Source organism: Acidovorax kalamii, assembly GCF_002245625.1.
Taxonomy (GTDB): domain Bacteria; phylum Pseudomonadota; class Gammaproteobacteria; order Burkholderiales; family Burkholderiaceae_C; genus Acidovorax; species Acidovorax kalamii.
In genome coordinates this window covers 92,417-110,436 of sequence record NZ_NOIG01000011.1, presented here as the reverse complement: position 1 = coordinate 110,436, position 18,020 = coordinate 92,417, and the positions used below count along the sequence as shown (strand labels likewise).

The 18,020-nt window shown below is 62.0% G+C and carries 16 protein-coding genes; all 16 read right to left on the bottom strand.

All coding sequences use genetic code 11. The annotated features are described in order from the left end of the window. Positions 1-28: 28 nt before the first annotated feature. The 16 genes from CBY09_RS17315 to CBY09_RS17240 all read right to left on the bottom strand — a co-directional run bounded on the left by CBY09_RS17315 (position 29) and on the right by CBY09_RS17240 (position 17,930). Positions 29-811 (bottom strand): prepilin-type N-terminal cleavage/methylation domain-containing protein, encoded by a 783-nt coding sequence (locus tag CBY09_RS17315; RefSeq protein WP_094290839.1) that lies wholly within the window; start codon positions 809-811, stop codon positions 29-31. After that, positions 808-1,395 (bottom strand): hypothetical protein, encoded by a 588-nt coding sequence (locus CBY09_RS17310; protein ID WP_094290838.1) that lies wholly within the window; start codon positions 1,393-1,395, stop codon positions 808-810. The genes CBY09_RS17315 and CBY09_RS17310 overlap by 4 nt, the downstream gene beginning before the upstream one ends. Before the next feature lie 77 nt (positions 1,396-1,472). Then, complete coding sequence (locus tag CBY09_RS17305) at positions 1,473-2,744, bottom strand: type II secretion system F family protein (RefSeq protein WP_094290837.1); 1,272 nt, start codon at positions 2,742-2,744, stop codon at positions 1,473-1,475. Between the two features lie 22 nt (positions 2,745-2,766). Continuing rightward, positions 2,767-4,512, bottom strand: coding sequence for a GspE/PulE family protein (locus CBY09_RS17300; RefSeq protein ID WP_094290836.1), 1,746 nt, complete (start codon positions 4,510-4,512; stop codon positions 2,767-2,769). Continuing rightward, a complete protein-coding gene (locus tag CBY09_RS17295) occupies positions 4,496-6,001 on the bottom strand; it encodes an ExeA family protein (RefSeq protein WP_094290835.1) in 1,506 nt (501 codons plus the stop codon). Before CBY09_RS17295 ends, CBY09_RS17300 begins: the two co-directional genes overlap by 17 nt. Next, on the bottom strand, positions 5,998-6,459 hold the full coding sequence (locus CBY09_RS23965; RefSeq protein ID WP_205734161.1) for a tetratricopeptide repeat protein: 462 nt from the start codon (positions 6,457-6,459) through the stop codon (positions 5,998-6,000). The genes CBY09_RS17295 and CBY09_RS23965 overlap by 4 nt, the downstream gene beginning before the upstream one ends. Positions 6,460-6,944: 485 nt before the next feature. Beyond that, a complete protein-coding gene (gene mshL, locus CBY09_RS17285; protein WP_094290833.1) occupies positions 6,945-8,744 on the bottom strand; it encodes a pilus (MSHA type) biogenesis protein MshL in 1,800 nt (599 codons plus the stop codon). Positions 8,745-8,876: 132 nt separating this feature from the next. Next, positions 8,877-9,464, bottom strand: coding sequence for a hypothetical protein (locus CBY09_RS17280; RefSeq protein WP_094290832.1), 588 nt, complete (start codon positions 9,462-9,464; stop codon positions 8,877-8,879). Then, positions 9,461-10,774 (bottom strand): hypothetical protein, encoded by a 1,314-nt coding sequence (locus CBY09_RS17275; RefSeq protein ID WP_094290831.1) that lies wholly within the window; start codon positions 10,772-10,774, stop codon positions 9,461-9,463. The genes CBY09_RS17280 and CBY09_RS17275 overlap by 4 nt, the downstream gene beginning before the upstream one ends. Then, positions 10,771-11,274 carry a hypothetical protein gene (locus tag CBY09_RS17270; RefSeq protein WP_094290830.1) on the bottom strand — a complete coding sequence of 168 codons (504 nt, stop codon included), beginning with the start codon at positions 11,272-11,274 and terminating at the stop codon, positions 10,771-10,773. The genes CBY09_RS17275 and CBY09_RS17270 overlap by 4 nt, the downstream gene beginning before the upstream one ends. Further along, positions 11,275-12,201, bottom strand: coding sequence for a type II secretion system protein (locus CBY09_RS17265; RefSeq protein WP_094290829.1), 927 nt, complete (start codon positions 12,199-12,201; stop codon positions 11,275-11,277). Between the two features lie 63 nt (positions 12,202-12,264). Continuing rightward, entirely contained in the window at positions 12,265-13,098 is an 834-nt protein-coding gene (locus CBY09_RS17260; protein ID WP_094290828.1) for a type II secretion system protein, read from the bottom strand. 22 nt (positions 13,099-13,120) lie between these two features. Then, positions 13,121-13,978 carry a type II secretion system protein gene (locus CBY09_RS17255; protein ID WP_094290827.1) on the bottom strand — a complete coding sequence of 286 codons (858 nt, stop codon included), beginning with the start codon at positions 13,976-13,978 and terminating at the stop codon, positions 13,121-13,123. Between the two features lie 624 nt (positions 13,979-14,602). Continuing rightward, positions 14,603-15,766, bottom strand: coding sequence for a Gfo/Idh/MocA family protein (locus CBY09_RS17250; RefSeq protein ID WP_094290826.1), 1,164 nt, complete (start codon positions 15,764-15,766; stop codon positions 14,603-14,605). Between the two features lie 56 nt (positions 15,767-15,822). Further along, complete coding sequence (locus CBY09_RS17245) at positions 15,823-16,833, bottom strand: sugar phosphate isomerase/epimerase family protein (protein WP_094290825.1); 1,011 nt, start codon at positions 16,831-16,833, stop codon at positions 15,823-15,825. A 113-nt stretch (positions 16,834-16,946) separates the two neighbouring features. After that, positions 16,947-17,930, bottom strand: coding sequence for a substrate-binding domain-containing protein (locus CBY09_RS17240; RefSeq protein ID WP_094290824.1), 984 nt, complete (start codon positions 17,928-17,930; stop codon positions 16,947-16,949). Positions 17,931-18,020 lie beyond the last annotated feature (90 nt).

Sequence of the window (18,020 nt, the reverse complement as noted above, 5' to 3'; positions counted from 1 at the left end):
GGATCTTGTTGGTGTTTTGTTGATACCGCTATGGCAAGCTGGAACGCAGCCAGCCCGCCAACTGAATGGGAGACTCCGCCATCACCACGTCATCGGACAGGCGCCTCCGTGGCGCGGAAGGGCTTGCCGCGCACACACTGTTCAGCGCGTGAGGTGGGTCCAGACGGCTGTCATCGTTGTCGCGGTCCTGCAGCGGGACGACAACCCAGTACGCCACCGCCATGAAGGCGTTGGTAGCGCAGTCGATATTTCCGCTTGCACCGCCATCGCCTGTGATGTGGGTTCTTGACGAAGCAAAAGTCATTCGAGAGGCGCTATTGAGCGCAACGATGAGATCCGTCACGTCTCTGAACGTATCCGCCCCCTCCGCATCACCGGAACGTTCGAGAGCCACCGCCAGATCGGCATCCCGTGTCACGTCGACATTCGCACTACGAAACACGGAATAGCGTGCGCGCAGCGGGTCAGATGGAATGGGTAACCCCGCAGAGGCATAAGGAAACCAGCCCACCTGGGTACCCGAGGTGCAGTTGCCCGAAGTCAGCGACTCGTAGCCAGTGCCAGCTGCGTCAGGGCACGGCAGCCGACCGTGTCGCAATGCAAATGCACGGATAACCGACTGAAGCTGGTGGGCCTCCGCCCGGCCCCGTTCGATTTCCTGCTGCGCCGATACCGTCTCATAACCACTGAAGGCAGCCCATGACATCAAGCCGGCGACGACGAGCACTACCGACACCTCCAACAAAGAAAACCCCCGCTGCGGAGCCCGCCACGAAGGTAGGTGGAGCGACGGGAAGCAGCAAATAGTCATGGCGTTTTAGCCCCTGACCCTGGCTTTGGTGCGTAGGTTTGCAAATTCCGAGCTTCCGCGCCGACACGCTCACCCAGCGCACGCATTTCGTCCATCAGTACTTTCTGACGCTCCAAATCTTTGGGAGATGTGCTCTTGCTGATGGTTTGCAGTTCCTTGTTCAATACCTGAATGCGCGCACTGGACTCGAGCATCTTGCGCAGGGCTTGGTAATAGCGAGGATCAAACCCTGGCGGTGCCAGCGCCTCAAGTTCATTGACCAAAGAAAGCATGCGCTCCGGCGACGCATTGGCCCCTTGAGCGCGCAAGGCATTGAACTCGGCACGAACCTCCGCCAGACGGCGCCGCCGCTCCTGCACCTCCTGTGGCGAACGGAAAGCTGCGCTGGCGCCCCCTGCCGCAGAAGGGGTCTGCCCAGCCAGAGAAGAAGACGATGGCAACGGCGAAACCCGTTGACCAACGCTCGCCCTGGCAGGTGTTGTGGAAGTGGTTTGGGCGTTATTACCAGCCAGCCAAAAGCTGCCCGCCAGCAGAGCCAACACCAGCAGCCCCAGGCCGCCACCTATCAATAAAGGCTTGCGCATGCTTCAGCACCCAGCCCCGCACAACTGCTGGCGGGCTTTCAAAAAAAACAAAACTGTCGGGCAATCCAGACACATGACTAGCCGCCTCCCATGCTCTGCGTTACCGACTGGCGCACCAGGTCGTACACCGGCAGCAGCAATGCAACGATCAGGAAAAGAAACAGGCCACCCGCCACCAGAATGATCAGAGGCTTGAGAATTTCCGCCAGCGACTTCACCAACACTTCCAGACGCTTGCGATAGTCCGCCGCTAGGTGAGAGAGTTGTTGATCCAGGCTGCCAGACTCTTCCCCCACTGAAATCATGCGAACTGCCATGGCGGGGAAGCCGCCCACACGCCGCATGGATGAAGACACAGACTCCCCACGCGAAACCGATTCCGCCACGTGGATCAGTCGGGTGCGGTAGTAGCGGTTCTTGGTGGCCCGCCCCAGAACGCGCAGGCTGGACACCATATCCACCCCCGCACGCACCAGGATGGAAAGGTGCTCGGTGATATGCGCCATGCCAGAAGACACCAGCAACGTGCGAGCAATCGGCAACCGGTGCATCAGGGTATAGGTGGCCAGTTGGAATCGCTCGGACCGCCTGAACGCAATAACGCCGATAGACACCACGATGACAGTGACCAGCAGCACCCAGGGCAGATGGGTGGACAGCAAGTTAGCAAACGCCACCAGCCCTTCAGTGATGGGCGGCAGTTTCGCCTGCAGCTGCTTAAACAGGCGCGCCATGTTGGGCACGACGTAGTAGATCCAGAAGATAGCGACGCCGATGATGGAGGCGAACACAAACGCCGGATAGATCAGCGCAGTCTTGATGTCACGCCGGATGTTGATCATTCGCTCCACGTGCTCGGCGGCTTCGCCCAGCATGCGGTCCAGAGTACCTGTCTGGTCCCCGATGGAGATTAGGTTGCGCACGGTCTCGGGGAACACGTTGGGGTGCCGATTGAAAGCTTCGGTCATGCCCACACCCGCGTTCAGGTCGTCCAACATATTGCGAGCGACAGACGCCATGGCCGGATTGCCCACACTGTGGCTTTCTTCCACCAGGGTGGTCAGCGCATCGAGGGCGGGAACACCCGCGCGCATCATGAGACCCAGGTCGCGAAGGAAGCCTGCAAGATCCTCGCCGCGCACCTGCTTTCGGAACAGGTGCAAAAGCGCATCGGCCACCACTGCCAGCCATCCAGGAAAACGCCAGAGGCTGATCACCGTGCCGTCAGTGTCGGCCTCCAGCCGCATACGGGCAGACAAGTCGCGCTTGACTGCCAGGCGCAACAGACCCGAGCGCACCCCACCGTGGGGCAGCAGTACGCGGTAGTAATAAGTGTTGAGATTGGCCATGCAATGCTTCCGCCAAAGCGGCTCAGTCCTCGCCCACGGTGCGGAGGATTTCCTCCATCGTGGTCTCACCTGCCAACACGCGGTGTCGCGCCAAGGTCAAGATGGGTCGCATTCCCGCAGCCAGCGCGCGTTGCCGCATCTCGGCGCGCGTGGCGTCCGACGCGATGGCGTCTGCGAGATCACGATTGACCACCAGCATTTCGTACACCGGGAGGCGGCCCAGATACCCAGTGTCGCGGCAGTGATGGCAGCCGGCACCATGGAACACCTGCTGCATTTCGCCCGTAGCGCCCTGCCCCAGCCAGCGGCGCTCATCGTCAGTCGCAAGACGTGGCTTGGCGCAATGCGGGCAGATACGGCGCACGAGGCGCTGGTTGATCACCGCTACTAGGTTTTCGGCGATCGTTTCGGTGTCCACACCCAAGAGCTTGAGGCGAGGCATTACCCCGAAAATGCTGCCCACGTGCAAGGTAGACAACACCAAGTGACCTGTAGAAGAAGCGTCCAACGCTGCACGCGCCGTCTCGGAGTCCCGGATCTCACCCACCAGGATGATGTCGGGGTCATGCCGAAGAAAATGCCGCATGGCATTGGCGAACTCATAGCCCGCACGGCGGTTCACTTCGGTCTGACAGGCGACAGGGACGCGGTATTCCACCGGGTCCTCCACCGTCAGCACATTGCGCTCGATCAAGGGCTGCATGCGCAGGGCGGCGTGCAGCGTCGTGCTCTTGCCTGAGCCAGTGGGGCCCGTGATCAAGATGAGGCCATGCGGGCGCGAGAACGCCTTGGCCATGACGGCCACGTCCTCCTCCAGGAACCCGAGGTCCGCCAACTTGTCGAGGTTGCTGCGCTCGGGCAGCAAGCGCAGCACCATGCGCTCGCCAAATTCCGAGATCAAGGTGGAGACACGGATGGTGAAGTTGTGCTCCATCACCTGTGCTGTGAAGCTCCCGTCCTGGGGTAAGCGCTGTTCGCTGGCATCCATGTCAGCCTGCAGCTTGACGTAGACCACCAGGCGGTCCAAGGCCGGCGAGAGCGCAAACACAGGGCGCAAAACGCCGTCCACCCGCAGCAACACCGAACGGCTGCGCGCCGTGGGCGCCAAGTGAATATCGGTCGCGCGTTCGCGCACAGCCAGGTGAAGCATGTGCTCCAGCAAGCGAGCGGGGCTGTAGGCACGATCCACGTCGGCTTCGAGCTTGCGGACCTCGCTTTCGATCAGTCGTGCAGGCGGGTGCTCGGCAAAGTAATAGTGCTGCTGGATGGCCTGGGCAACGCTGTCGAACTCTCCCTGGAAGAAATGGCAACCCTTGCCAAGCTTGCGCTGCACAAGCTCGGTCACTGTGTCCGGCTGTGCGTCGCCCAGCACTACCTCGATCAGACCTTCGTCGTTTTCCCGCACAGGCAGGAAGCCATATGTCAGGCACAGCGATCGGTTGAAGATGCCGGCTACCGCCGTATCGGGCTCCGGCATTTCGTCGGCGTTGACAAAGCGCAGGCCGCGCTGACCAGCAAGCTGGCGTGCAACCTCATTGGCACTTGCGAAACCCAGCTCCACCAGAAGGTTGCCCATGGGCACCTTCTCGATCTTCTGCTTTTGCAGCACGTAGTCGATGGCGACTGCTGACACAAGGCCAGCATTGACCAACGCAGCGCCCAGGGAAGGACTCTTGTCACGCAGCACCGCCAGGCGATCCTCGGCCGTAGGGCCTGCGGGCTGCAACTGGCCCGAGGCCTCTAGCAATGATTCAGCGGGGGGATGCATCCTGATGCTCCAGAAGTAAGAAGGTCAGTTCGTCAGGCTTGCCAGTCGGCGGCAGACCTTGCTGCAGTTGAAAGCGGGCGAACGCCTCTCCAGTCTTCGAACCAAAAAAACCGTCGTCCGGCTCACGCTTGTCCAGTAGGCCCATGCTCTTGAGCTTGCCCTGCACCTTGCGCGTGACCTGTTCAGCGGCCTCGATGTTGCGCGCGTTGTGGCGCCCCAGCCATGCGACCCAGGACTCCTTGTCCACGTTGAAGCGGCACATGCGCGTCGATGGTTTCAGGCTGTCCACCATGCCATCGGGCAGGCGGTAAACGTGCACAACCTCGTCAGCATTAGCCGCCGCCTTGAGCTGGGTTTCGCACGCCTCACGCCCGGATACCCCAGCCGCAGGCTGCGGTTTGGGTACCGGTGCAGCAGCCACCACGGCGGGCGCAGAGCTGCCATTGGGCAGAACCGCCGACGCATCGCCTGACACTGTCGGCCGAACTACCTCAGGAGCCGGGGCTGCCACCACTGCGGCCGCTGGCGACACATGCTCACTAGGTTGGGTCGCCAACCCCCAGCTGGCCAACGCGACGGTTGCTGTGGTGCCAGCCAGCAAGCCAGCAAGCACCCAGACCTTGCGACCGCGAGAGCCGCCAGTCACCTTGGCAATCGCTGCGGCTTCATCCCCCAGTGCAGGCAGATCGGCCACCGCACGCTGAACCAGCGAATCCGTCACTACAGATGTCCTGGTACTCGCCAAACCATAGAGACAGCGGTCCAGCACCAGATGAATGCGCCGCAGGTTGCCCTGCGTGGCCCGGTGCAAAGCGTCCGCTGCAGCAGGTTCGATGGAGAGGCGCCCTTCTGCGCCCGCAGCGTTCACGCGAAAGTCGAAGTAACGAGTGACTTCATCCTTTTGCAGACCCGACAGGCGAGCGTGTTTGATGATGCGACTCTTGAGCTGACGCAACTCCGGCGTCGCCAGGGTCTCCTCCAGCTCGGGCTGTCCGACCAGCAGAATTTGCAAAAGCTTTTCCTGGCCGGTTTCCAGATTGCACAACAAGCGCACCAGTTCAAGCGATTCCACACTGAGGTTCTGCGCATCATCGATCACCAGCAAGCTGATCTCGCCTGCCTGGTGCCCCGCGATCAGGAATTCGGTAAGTCGCGCCAGTCCCTGCTCCACGGAGTCCGATGGCGGCAAACCGAAGTCTGCCTGTATGGCGGACAACAGAGCGCTATCCTGCAAAAAGGTATTCAGGATCAGTGCTGAATGGCAGTTCTTGCCGCTGAGGGTGTCCAGCAGGCGCCGCACCAAAGTGCTCTTGCCCAGCCCTACTTCACCGGTCAAAAGAACAAAGCCCTTGCGCGCCTCGATGCAGTGCACGATCTCCGCAAAATCCTCCTCCAGCCGCGGCGTGAAGAAGTACGAACCCGCATCCGGTGTAGGCGGAAACGGATTACGAGACAACCCCAGCGTGGCGTAGATGGAATTGGCCGTCATTGCCGTGCAGCAGGGGTGAACTGGGCCAATGCAGCCCGCAACGCAGCCGAATCCGGTTGCAGTCGTGACGCCGCATCAAGGGTTGCACGGGCTTCTTCCGTCTTTTGCTGGCGCGACTGGATGCTGGCCAGGTTGATGGCAGCCTCTTCATCGCCAGGCAGGCGCTCAAGGATGGTGCGATAACCGCCCGCCGCAGCAGCATCGCGGCCAGCGCGCAGGTCAAACCAGGCTTGCGCGCGTAGCAGTCCCAGAGATCCTGCTGGAAGCCGCTCCTTGAGCCCAGCCAGCTCACGTTCCGCATCGACCGTCCGCGACTCTTTCATGGCAGCGACGAAGCGGGCAAAGCGTAGCTCCACCGGTGTGTCATCCAATACGGGGGCCGTCGCCACAACGGGCGCAGCGGCGGTGTTGGGGCGGTTGGTACCACGCGCCTGCCGCGTCGGGCTGGTACGGGTCACGGGAACCGCTGTGGGCGTAGCGACATCACTGCGCTGGCTGGCTGCTAGGACCGTCTTGGGCGCAGCTGGCTCCATGGCAACCGCCTGAGTGGGAGTCTGTGACTGTGCTGGCGCAGCCGCAGGAACCGCAGCCATTGCAGGTGTCGGGGACGCAACAGGCTCAGCGGGGACTGCCGTCACCGGCGCTTGCGACGCCGCTGCAGGCGCAGCCGCTTCGGCGACTGGCGAAGCTACCGTCACCAGGGCTGGAGCAGGAGCCGGGGCCGGACTCGGCGCAGCCGCCATTGGCGGCGGCAGCGCTTTGGGTTTCATCTGGGTTTGCCAGACAAACCAACCCAGAATCCCGGCCCCCAGTACGACGGCAAAAGCCAGCATGGCATCCAGCCATGCAGGACGGCCACGCACCGTCGCTTTGGAAGCCCTTGCCATGGCAGGCTTGGAGTCTTGAGGCGCATCCATGGATTTCAGCGCGTCGTGGATGAGACTCATAGCACACGCACCCGCAAGACGATCACCAGCTCACGGCTTCCGTGCACCTTGTTTTCATTACCGAGCAACTTGCCCAGCAGCGGCACGTCGGAGATACCAGGTGCGCCGCGATCATTGTTGGAACTGCGCTGGTCGATCAACCCCCCGACCACCACCACGTCGCCATCACCCACGTTCAAGGTCGTTGTCAGCCCCTTGTAGCTCACCTTGGGCAGGGAGACCAGGTTGTCGCCCCCTACAGCTACAAGTTGCAGGCTGGCCGGGTCCACATCGCTCTGCATGGGATTCAGGAGCAGCTCGATGCGGCCATCGTCACGCACCATGGGCAGCACGCCCACCATGACGCCGGAGAACACCGTGTCGGTCTGTACGCTGGACGAGGTGGTGGAAGCTCCACCGCCAGGTACTGTCTGTGTGGATGCAGACTGGGATACATAACGCGAACTGGTGCCCACTGACAGCAACGCAGGGGTGCCATTGCGCACCTGTACGTTGGGGTTGGACAACACCTTGAGATTGCCAAACGAGCGCAGCGCGTTGATCACGATCCCGTAGTTGCTGCCTTGATAAGACACCCCCAGTGCAGGCCCGGCCACGCTACCGATGAGCGCTGCGGGAATGGAAATGGCCCGCGAAGGGTAACCAGTGGCGGCATTCGGCAGCGTGCCCGAGCTACCGCCCAGCTGCATGGGCGACGAACCAAAGCCGGCGGCCAGACGGCTGCGCAAGGATGTCCAGTCCACTCCGAACTCGAAGTTGTCAGACAGCTGTACATCGATCAGCTGCGCCTCGACATACACCTGCTTTCCCAGCACCTTGTGCACCTGGGCCAGCATTTTTTCGACAGCGCGCATCTTGGAAGGCCTGGCCTTCACATACAGCGTGCCCGTCATCTTGTTCAGCGTGAAGCCACTGTCCTCGTTCATGGTGGCCAAAGGGGCCTGCGGCAACTGGGCCGGACGTGCGGGGTTGGCCCCGCCTCCAATCCAAGCCGACGAGGAAGAACCCGGCGTCGTCATGGTCAGGTTCTGCTGCTGCATTTGCTGCTGGGCCAGACGGTCTTGGTTGGCGTCGCCCAGTACCGACTTCAGCGCTGTCTCGATTTCCTGGTACGGGTCCGTGCTGCCACCGCCAGAGCCCGACATGGTCAGACTGCCCTGCTGGGCACCCGATCCGCCACCACCGCTGCTTCCACTGCCGCTTCCGCCTCCACCACCCGAATTGGTGCTGCCGAAAACATTGCCGCCAGAACCCATCTGAATGCTGGTCTTGGTGTTGAGAAAGTTCAGTGAAAAGAACTTTTCCTCGGTCAGGTTGACACGCAACGTATTGCCACGGAACTCGCCGGCCACGTCGTAGGTGCGCAGCACTTCATTGAAGCCTTCACGCAATGTCACCTGGCGCAAGTGCATATCGGCAAGCTGGCCGCCCTTGAGCACATTCGGATCAACGATCAGATTCAGGTTTCCCGCGTCGGCGAATGCACTCAGTATCTGGCTGATGCTGGCGCGGGACATGGCCACGTTGATCAGCTTGCCTTCCAGGGGATCGAACACCGGCGCCATTGGCGCAATGACTGGTGCCGCGGCCGTCTTGTTGATCTCTGCCAGCAGCATCTGCTGATGTACCAGCAAGCGCTGCGCCTCTTGCGCAGCGTGCTCACGCATCTGGTCCGCCGCGCTGGTGTCTGGCGGCGGGAGGCTGGCAGCGCTACGGGGCGAAGGGCTGGCGCAACCAGCCAGGACTACGGCGGCACATACCAGCGCCAATGGCTTGAAAAACGGAGGATTGTTCATGTCGCTGTCCTTGGCGCTACTAGCGTGATTTCTTGAAATGGTCATGAGGAGAAGCCGACGGGAGCCCACAACGCAATGCACTCGTCGAACCATGCGCGACGTTGCCGGTCTGCTGCCATCGGGCTTTCGTGGTCATGGCAAGCTCTTGATGGGGCCGGGTTGCCCGCCCGGCAGGCCCGAGCGGAACTCCTGGGTATTGATGCTTGCCAGCGATCCGTCGGGCCAGCGCAGCGTGCCCACCCGCAAATCGCCCTGGGGCAGCGTCAGGGTCTGGCGACCCAGCCGCTCTGTGACCACCGCCTCGCTGGGGCGCACCTGCACCACACGTCCGCCGCCCTCCAGCCGTGCGCCCTGACGAGCCAGCTGGCCGTCAATCACCACCGACTGCCGCTCCGATGCCAGATCGTCCAGATGCAATGACAGGGAACGGCGCGGCATTTGCACGCTGCCCACGACATCGCTGCCAGGCACCGGCAGCGCGATCAGACGCTGCGGATCGGTACCAGCCGTCGTCGTCTGCGCCTGGATGCGAGACATGGCGCCAAAGGCCTCAGTAACTCGCTCCTGATCCGTGCGCAAAGCGGCTGGCAAGGGCGCCAGCTCCACGGTCATGAGACGCATCGAAGGGGTACGCGCCTGAGTTAGCTGAAACACGCCATACAGCCCCCAGCCGAGCAAAAGAATGGCAAGCCCATTGAGAAGTAAAGCCGCGTATTTCATGGTTTCACATTTCCTGGTGCTGCTGCATTGGCCACCAGCTCATACGAGAAAGAACCTGGCAGCGTGAAGGTGGGGTCCACCGCCCGGAGCGTCCAGCCAGCCGCAGCCATCTGCGAAACCCAGCGCGTCACGGAAGCCGAGGCACCAGGTGCAACCACGCCGTCTACACGGAATGCCTTTTTGCTGGGTTGCGCGCTGCCCAAAGAGTTCGTGGTTTCCAGACGCACCCGCTGAATCCGAATGTCCTTGTTGGACGCAGCTTTCAACACGGCCATGAACGCCACTGGATCATGGCGCGCGCCCTCATCGAGCGTGCGAGAGAACTCTGCCACCGGCAACAGCTTCTGCGGAGCCTCCACCGATGACACCGCCTGGATTCGGCTTTGCAGCGTCTCCAGCTCTGCGCGCTGGTTCATGCCCGCATTGCGCTGCTGATCCGCCAGTTGCCCGACCAGCACGCCCACGATGGCCAGAACGATGCCGACGAGCGCCGTTACCACGGTGATCGGAGCCACCCAGCGCTCGGCACGCCATGCCACCCGCTCCAGACCTGGATTCATCGCATGGCGGCCTGCCGCCTGGCGTGCCAGTGCGGGCATGACGGTATGCACCCGCTCGGAAGCCAGCGTCATCTCCTGCGCATGCATGACCACTGGTGCGCCACCTGCCACGCTGCGTACCGCAGCAAGGCAGGTGTCCACATCGACGGGCTGCGTGGACCACAGCGTGCCCCACTCCACAGCCTCAGCGCCCAGCCGCGTCAACAAAGCACTGTGATTACTCGTCAGTACCTGGGCAGCACTCGCCATGGCAGATGGCCCAGACCCCAATGCCTGGGTAGAGCCAAAGACCATGCCCTCTTCCGATTGCACGAAGCACATCAACCGCCGTTGCGTCAGCACGATGCGCGCACCGCCGGAAGCCACGCCGTCACACAGCAGGCCACCAGCCATCATGACCAGACAATGGTCGTCCTGCTCCTTGGCCCACTGCGTGCAACGCTGCCACAAGTCCAGCGAAATCGCCGAAAAGAACACCTGAAAGCCGCCCGGCAACTTGACCAGCCGGTGCACCACCACGTGTGCGGCGCCTTCGACGAGACCCTGCGTGCGCACACGCTTTTCAACCAGCGCAGCGGCGTACTCGGTCTTGCCCTCGAAACGCCAGACGTCGGTGTAGACGTCGTCCATGTCGAGCACCACCAGGGCACTGTGGGTCAAGCGCGGCCATGCAGGAACCTCTTCGACCTGATGCCCGTGGCAGTGCAGCCAGCCGGAACTGGCTATGCGATACACATGTTCTGCACTCATGGAGTCACCTTCGGCGATGGAGAAACAGACGCCGTCTGGAAGTGCAGCGTGCCCGTGACGCCCAGCAAAAGCCCATGGTCGCCAGGCAGCGGGGGTTGAAACAGGCTGGCCTCCGGCGACACCGTGCCGATCTCGAACACATCCGCCACAAAAATCTGCCCTGCTCCGCCACGGCCCAGTTCGCCCAGGAACTGAGCCGCCTCGACCCGCGTCGCCGGGGCTACGGCACGGCGCAGCCTGCGCTCGCCCCACTGGGACGGGTCAAAGCCCATGCGCTCCACCTGTTGCGAAACGTCTTTGATAGAACGCACCAGTTGCTCGCGCCGCTGCACTTCAGGCACAAGACTGCGGGCGCTTTCGAGCCCCTGTTGCAACTGCGCGAATTGCTGCCGCTCCCAAGCAAGTTGCTTGAGACCGCGTTGCGCCAGCCAGGCTCCACCGCCGAGCAGGGCAGTGGCCAGTGCCAGGCAGGCCAACTTGAGCGTACGGGTGCCGTTCAATTACTGCTCCATGATCCAGTGGGCGGTCAGCAAGATGACCTGGTCTTCGTCGAAGGTGCGGCCGGTTGCTGTACCCGCACCGCTGCCCGAGGTGTTGTCCACAGCCGCACGCGCATCGCTGTTGTTCATCTGGGTGCTGTTACCGCTGCCCACATTGATGGCAACGCCCTGAGTGTTGTTGGCTTCCCATTGATTGCCGGGCGCATTGGCTTGGTTGGCTGCAGTCTGCTGCGGACGACCTTGAATACGGAACCGGCCTTCGCGGGAGTCCGGTTTTCCGTCAATCACCTGGTCCATGAAGCGTGCCAAGTCAGGTGTCAGGCCACGAATCACCATGACGTTCCCTGCGCCGCTTGCAACGCCGGCATCGTTGAACTGGAAGCACACTTGAAGCTCGGCGGGATTGCCATTGGAGTCGATGTAGAGGAAGCGGTCTTCATGACCTTCGCCACGGCCAGGAGGCATGCGGACGCCGGCACGTGTCATCAGTTCGCGCAGGTTTACGGTAGCCAGCGTGGCATCGCCAGCGCCGACCGTGTTCGCTGCATAGCCCTGGCCAGAGCAGATCTTGCGGCCACGGTCAGTGAAGCTGGCGGGAATGCCTGGTACGTTCATGGAGCCCACGCGGGTGCAGGCATTCCCTCCGTTAATCGAAGTTTCGGTGCCATCCACCATGTAGGTCGGGGCTTGCTGGCAATCACCCACTACCACACCGGTCCGCTGGTAGTACTGGTCATAGGCCATCTTCCACTGGTAGGCAAACTTGTTGACGGCCTTCTGGTATTCGGCGTTGCGCTGAACATCCTTGGCGATGGCCACGGCACCGATGATTAGTCCAATCACGGCCAGCACAATGGCCAGCTCAACCAGCGTGAAACCTTGCTGGACCTTGCGGCCCAACCGGCGAAACGAGTGCATCTTTTTCATTGAAACCTCCGACGAGGGGAACAAGTTGTTTAAAGAGTCAGCAGATAAAGGGCTCGCGCCACATCACTGATTCATGCGATAGATAGCCGTGACAATGGCGATCTGGTCTTCGTCAAAAGCACGGTCATTGGTAGTGCCGATCTGGTCACGGTTGGAGGCCTGCCACTCCTGCCCCGGCGCATTGGGATTGGTGCCGCCTGCGTTGTTCAGCACGCCCTGGCGACGGAAGCGGCCTTCACGCTCGTCGGGCTTGCCGTCGATCATCTGGTCCAGTGCGCGTGCCAGGTCGGGCGTCAGGCCGGTGATGACCATCACATTGCCCATGCCGTCGCCGACCGCATTCGCAGCAGAACCGTTGCCCAATGGCACATTCCACTGAAAGCACACCTGGACTTCTTGCGGGTTGCCATTGGTGTCCAGGTAGACATAGCGGTCTTCCAAACCCTCCGCACGGCCGGGTGGCATGCGAATACCTGCACGCGTCATCAAGGCACGCAGATCAGGGTCCGTACCAGCAGTGAATCCTCGGGTCATTCCCTGCCCTGCCGCAGCGCGGCAAATGGCGTTGGGAGGCGTGACACCGGTCATGTCGCGACCAGAGCGCGTACCTGCGGCCAGAAAGCGTTCGCCATTGACCATGTTTTGAGGCGCGGTCTGGCTATCTCCCAGCACCACACCAGTGCGCTGATAGTGCTGGTTGTAGGCCTGCTCCCATTGGTCAATGAACTTGTTCTTGATCTTGGTGTACTCGGCGTTGCGCTGCACATCCTTGCCAATGGCGACCGCACCGATGATGAGGCCGATCACCGCCAGCACAACCGCCAGTTCGACCAGTGTGAAACCCTGCTGACGCGTAGCGCGCGAACGGCGGGCCAGGTTCTTGAATACTTGGTTCATGATGTTTTATTCCTCGCCCTGATTACTGGTTCATCTTGTAGATGGCGGTCAGGGTGATGACCTGCTCTTCGTCACGCGTGGTGCCCGCGCCGGTGGCTGTGGGCGCTCCCGCACCCCGGCCGAAGGAGTTGTTGGCAGACCACTCCACACCAGGTCCATTCGGTGTGCCATTGGGAATATTCCGCAGGCGGAAGCGGCCTTCTTGCGCATCAGGCTTGCCATCGACCATCTGATCCAGCATGCGAGCCAGGTCTGGAGTCAGGCCAGAGATGACCATGACATTGCCTGAACCCTCTGGTGTCGAGGGTCGGTTCCACTGAAAGCACACCTGGATTTCCTGTGGAGAGCCATTGGTGTCGGTATAGACATACAGGTCTTCCTGTCCCTCGGCACGACCGGGAGGCATGCGAATACCTGCGCGTGTCATGTAGGCACGAAGGTCATTCGCATTGGCGGTGAAAGGAGAGTCGGAGCGCATCGTCCCCGCTTCAGGATTGCGCGAGCAAACAGGGACCGGCTCAGAGCCGGCCGCGACCAGTGCAGCCATGTCGCCACCCGAAGTGGGAGAACCCGCCGCTGCTACATAAGCGGTGCCGTTCACCATGATGCGGGGAGCCGTCTGGCTGTCCCCCACCACCACACCCGTGCGCTGGTAGTACTGGTTGTATGCCTGCTCCCATTGGTCGATGAACTTGTTCTTGATCTTGGTGTATTCGGCGTTGCGCTGAACATCCTTGCCAATGGCAACCGCACCAATGATCAGGCCGATGACCGCCAGCACAACAGCCAATTCCACAAGGGTAAAACCACCCTGCGTCGCTCGGTTACCGGGAGAACAGTGCATGCGCCGAGCAGGCAGAACGGAGAGAAGTGATCGCATGATTTCCTCAAGCGTTGAAAGAAGAGTGAGCGCGAAGATTACTAAACGTAACGAAAGTTAACAAATCAAAACTGGGCTCAGCAACCGGACTGTTCAGCCCTCATCAACCGTACCCGGCTGCCCAGAAAAGCACCGAAAAACGGCAGCCCTCCAAAACAAGAAATCATTGATTTTTCTTATTCAAATCAATAAGTTAACACCCAACCTGACTAACTTTCTGTCTTCAAAAGAAGGTGCGCAAGCATCGCGCATGCAGGCTCTCGATGCCATAGTGCGTATGTATTAGTGACACAACAGCAACAAAAACAAACAATCAAATTCAATGATTGGTAGTTTTTAACTATTGGAAAAACAAGGGTTTTCAAGGGGCTGTCAGCACCAGGTTTTGGCGTTGAAAACCTAGGCGCAAAGCTGCGACAAACATGCGCGACTGGATAGCGCGCGCAAGCGTTCGAACTTGGATGGAAGCCGTGTGAAAACGGCGCGCCCGGAACAGGCTAAGAGTGCACGCCCTACCCTTTTTTGCCGGAGACACGGCGACGCATGCCCAAAGCCAACGGCTCAGGAGAACTCACAGCATGCGAAGACTTGGAGAGACGGGATGTGGTGTGCTGGTGCAGGTGCTCACCCCACCGCCGTCCACTTCTGCTCACTGGCCGCAGACGCCAACACCCGCTCGATGAAGCGCACGCCGCGCGCACCGTCTTCCACGCGCGGGTAGTCGGCGTGCAGCGGGTCGGGCGCCGTGCCTGCCTGCCGTGCGCGGATGTCGGCGGCCACGCCCAGGTAGACGTTGGCAAAGGCCTCGATGAAAGCCTCGGGGTGGCCCGCAGGAATGCGCCCGGCCTGCAGCGCGGCAGGGCTGAGCCAGGGCGAGCCGCGCGTGAGAATGCGGCGCGGGCCGTCCACGGGGGAGTGGATGAGCTGGTTAGGTTCTTCCTGCCGCCAGGTGATGGTGCCCAGCGTGCCGGACACCTGCAGGCGCAGGTCGTTCTCCAACCCCGCTGCCACTTGCGATGCCACGATGAAGCCGCGTGCGCCGCTGTCGTAGCGCAGCAGCAGCTGGGCGTCGTCGTCCAGCTGCCGCCCGGCGCCAAAGGTGGTGAGGTCGGCGCACACCCAGGCGGGATGCTGGCCGGTGACCGTGGCAGCCAGGTTTTCGGCGTGTGATCCGATGTCGCCCATGGTGCCCACCGCGCCGCTGCGCGCCGGGTCCAGCCGCCAGTCGGCCTGCTTGTTGGCGCCGCCCTCTTCCACGGCGGTGGCCAGCCAGCCCTGGTTGTATTCGACGGTGATCTTGCGCAGTGTGCCCAGCGCACCGCTGTGCACCAGGTAGCGCGCCTCGCGCACCATGGGGTAGCCGGTGTAGTTGTAGGTCACGCCAAACACGGTGCCCGCCTTCGTCACGGCGGCCACCAGCTCATCGGCCTGCGCGCTGGTGTGCACCAGCGGCTTGTCGCACACCACGTTGAAGCCCGCCTGCACAAACGCCAGCGCCACCGGGTGGTGCACATGGTTGGGGGTGACGATGCTTACCAGGTCGATGCGCTCATGCGCCGGGCGGCGCAGCTCGTCGGCCAGCAGGTCCTGCCAGCTGCCGTGGTTGCGGTCGTCCGCCAGGCCCAGTTCGGCGCCGGATGCGCGCGCCCGCTCGGGCGATGAAGACAGCGCGCCGGCCACCAGCTCGAACTGGCCATCGAGCGCCATGGCTTTGCGGTGCACAGCGCCGATAAACGCGCCGTGGCCGCCGCCCACCATGGCGTAGCGGAGCTTTCTAGGACTGGACATACGAAACGCCTTTGCTCGCTGTGTGTTGTTGTTATCGGTTTTATGCAGGGGTGCGGCTAAGCCTGCTTGTCGCGCGCAAACACGGCGTCGAACGCACCGGCGGCGGGCTTGAAGTCGAGCCGCTTGCAGAACGCCGCGCTCTCCGTAGCGCCGTGCACGCGGTCCATGCGGCTGTCTTCCCACTCCACCGACAGCGGGCCCTGGTAGCCGATGTCGTTCAGCGCGACGATGATGGATTCAAAATCGATCATCCCGCGCCCCACGCTGCGAAAGTCCCAATTGCGCCGCGCATCGCCAAAGCTGGTGTGCCCGCCGAACACGCCCACCGTGCCGTCGCCCTTGCCCCACCACACGTCCTTCATGTGGGCGTTGTAGATGCGGCCGGCAAACTGGCGGATGAACTTCACGTAGTCGACGCCCTGGTAGGCCAGGTGGCTGGGGTCGTAGTTGAAGCCAAAGCGCTTATTGCCGCCCACGGCTGCAATCGCGCGCTCGGCCGAGGCGATGTCGAACGCGATTTCGGTGGGGTGCACCTCCAGCGCGAAGTTGATGTCGTGCTGCTCGAACACATCGAGGATGGGGCCGAAGCGCTTCGCAAAATCGGCAAAGCCCTTGTCCCAGTACGCCTGCGTGGTGGGCGGAAACGCATAGATCGAATGCCACACCGACGAGCCGGTGAAGCCCGTGACCGTCTTCACGCCAAACTTCGCGGCAGCGCGCGCCGTGTCTGCCAGCTCGGCCGCCGCACGCTGGCGCACACCCTCGGGCTCGCCATCGCCCCACACATGGGGCGGCAGGATGGACTGGTGGCGCTCGTCAATCAGGTCGCACACGGCCTGGCCCACCAGGTGGTTGCCGATGGCAAAACACTGCAGGCCGTGCTGGGCCAGCAGTGCGTGTTTGTCTTTGACGTACTGGGGCGACGACAGCGCCTCCTGCACGTTGAAATGGTCGCCCCAGCAGGCCAGCTCCAGGCCGTCGTAGCCCATGCTTTTGGCCAGGGGCGCGAGTTGCGCCAAAGGCAGGTCGGCCCACTGGCCGGTGAAGAGGGTGACGGGTCTTGGCATGGCGGCTCCAAGGGCGTGTGGTTGCGGATGTACAAGTGGCAAGCAGCTATCTTTTCAATAGCTGCTTGCGCTTGATAAATAAGCGCTACAGGCCTATTTGATTCAAAACACCATCAGAACGGCGAGTCCGGGAAGTAAAAATCCTTCGCCGTTTCCTTGGTGATCAGCACCGACGGAATGATGGTGTTGGCGGGCAGTTTCTCGCCCTTGATGCGCGCCTCGGCCGTGAGCTTGATCGAGTCGTAGATGAACTTGGGGCTGTACGACACGTTAGCCTGGATGAGCGGGTTGCTGCCGTCCATCAGCGTCTTGATCATGCCCTTGGCACCCGCGCCGCCGAACACCAGCTTGATGTCCTTGCGCTTGGCCTGCTCGATGGCCTTGAGCACGCCCACGGCCATGTCGTCGTCGGCGGCCCACACGGCGTCGATCTGCGGGAAGCGGGTGAGGTAGTCCTGCATCACCTTGAAGGCGTCGTCGCGGTTCCAGTTGGCGTACTTGGCGTCCAGCAGCTTGATGCCGGGGTGGTTCTTCAGCACGCTGTTGAACGCGTCCATGCGCTCGTTGTCCAGCGTGGTCGCAATGCCGCGCATGGCCACCACGTTGCCCTTGCCGCCCAGCGCCTTGGCGATGTACTCGGCCGGAATCTTGCCAAACGCCGTGTTGTCACCCGCCACATACGCGTCCTGCGCGCTGGTGTCGGTCAGGCCCCGGTCCACCACCGTCACGTACACGCCCTTGGCCTTGACCTGGGCCACGGGCTTGGTCAGCGCCGCCGATTCGAACGGGAAGATGACCAGTGCATTGATCTTGTTCACAGTCACCAAGTCTTGCAACTGGTTGGCCTGCTCGGGCGCGCCGCCTGCCGTCTTGACGATGACTTGCAGGCCGGGGTGGGCCTTTTCCAGATCCTTCTTGGCCTGGTTGGCCCAGTACACGATGCCACCGGTAAAGCCGTGCGTGGCCGACGGAATGGCCACACCCACCACCGTCTTGCTGGCCTGCGCCATGGCGGGGGCGGCCAATGCCAAGGCGGCGGCGCCCACAGCCGAGAGGGCCAGGCGGCGGGTGAAAGAAGAAAGTTGGCTGCTGTTCATGCGTTGTCTCCTGTTGCTTTGAAAAATGGCCATGGAAGCTGGCCGGCTGGGGAACACCTTGAAAAAAACAAATGCGCGCAAAGAGTGGCT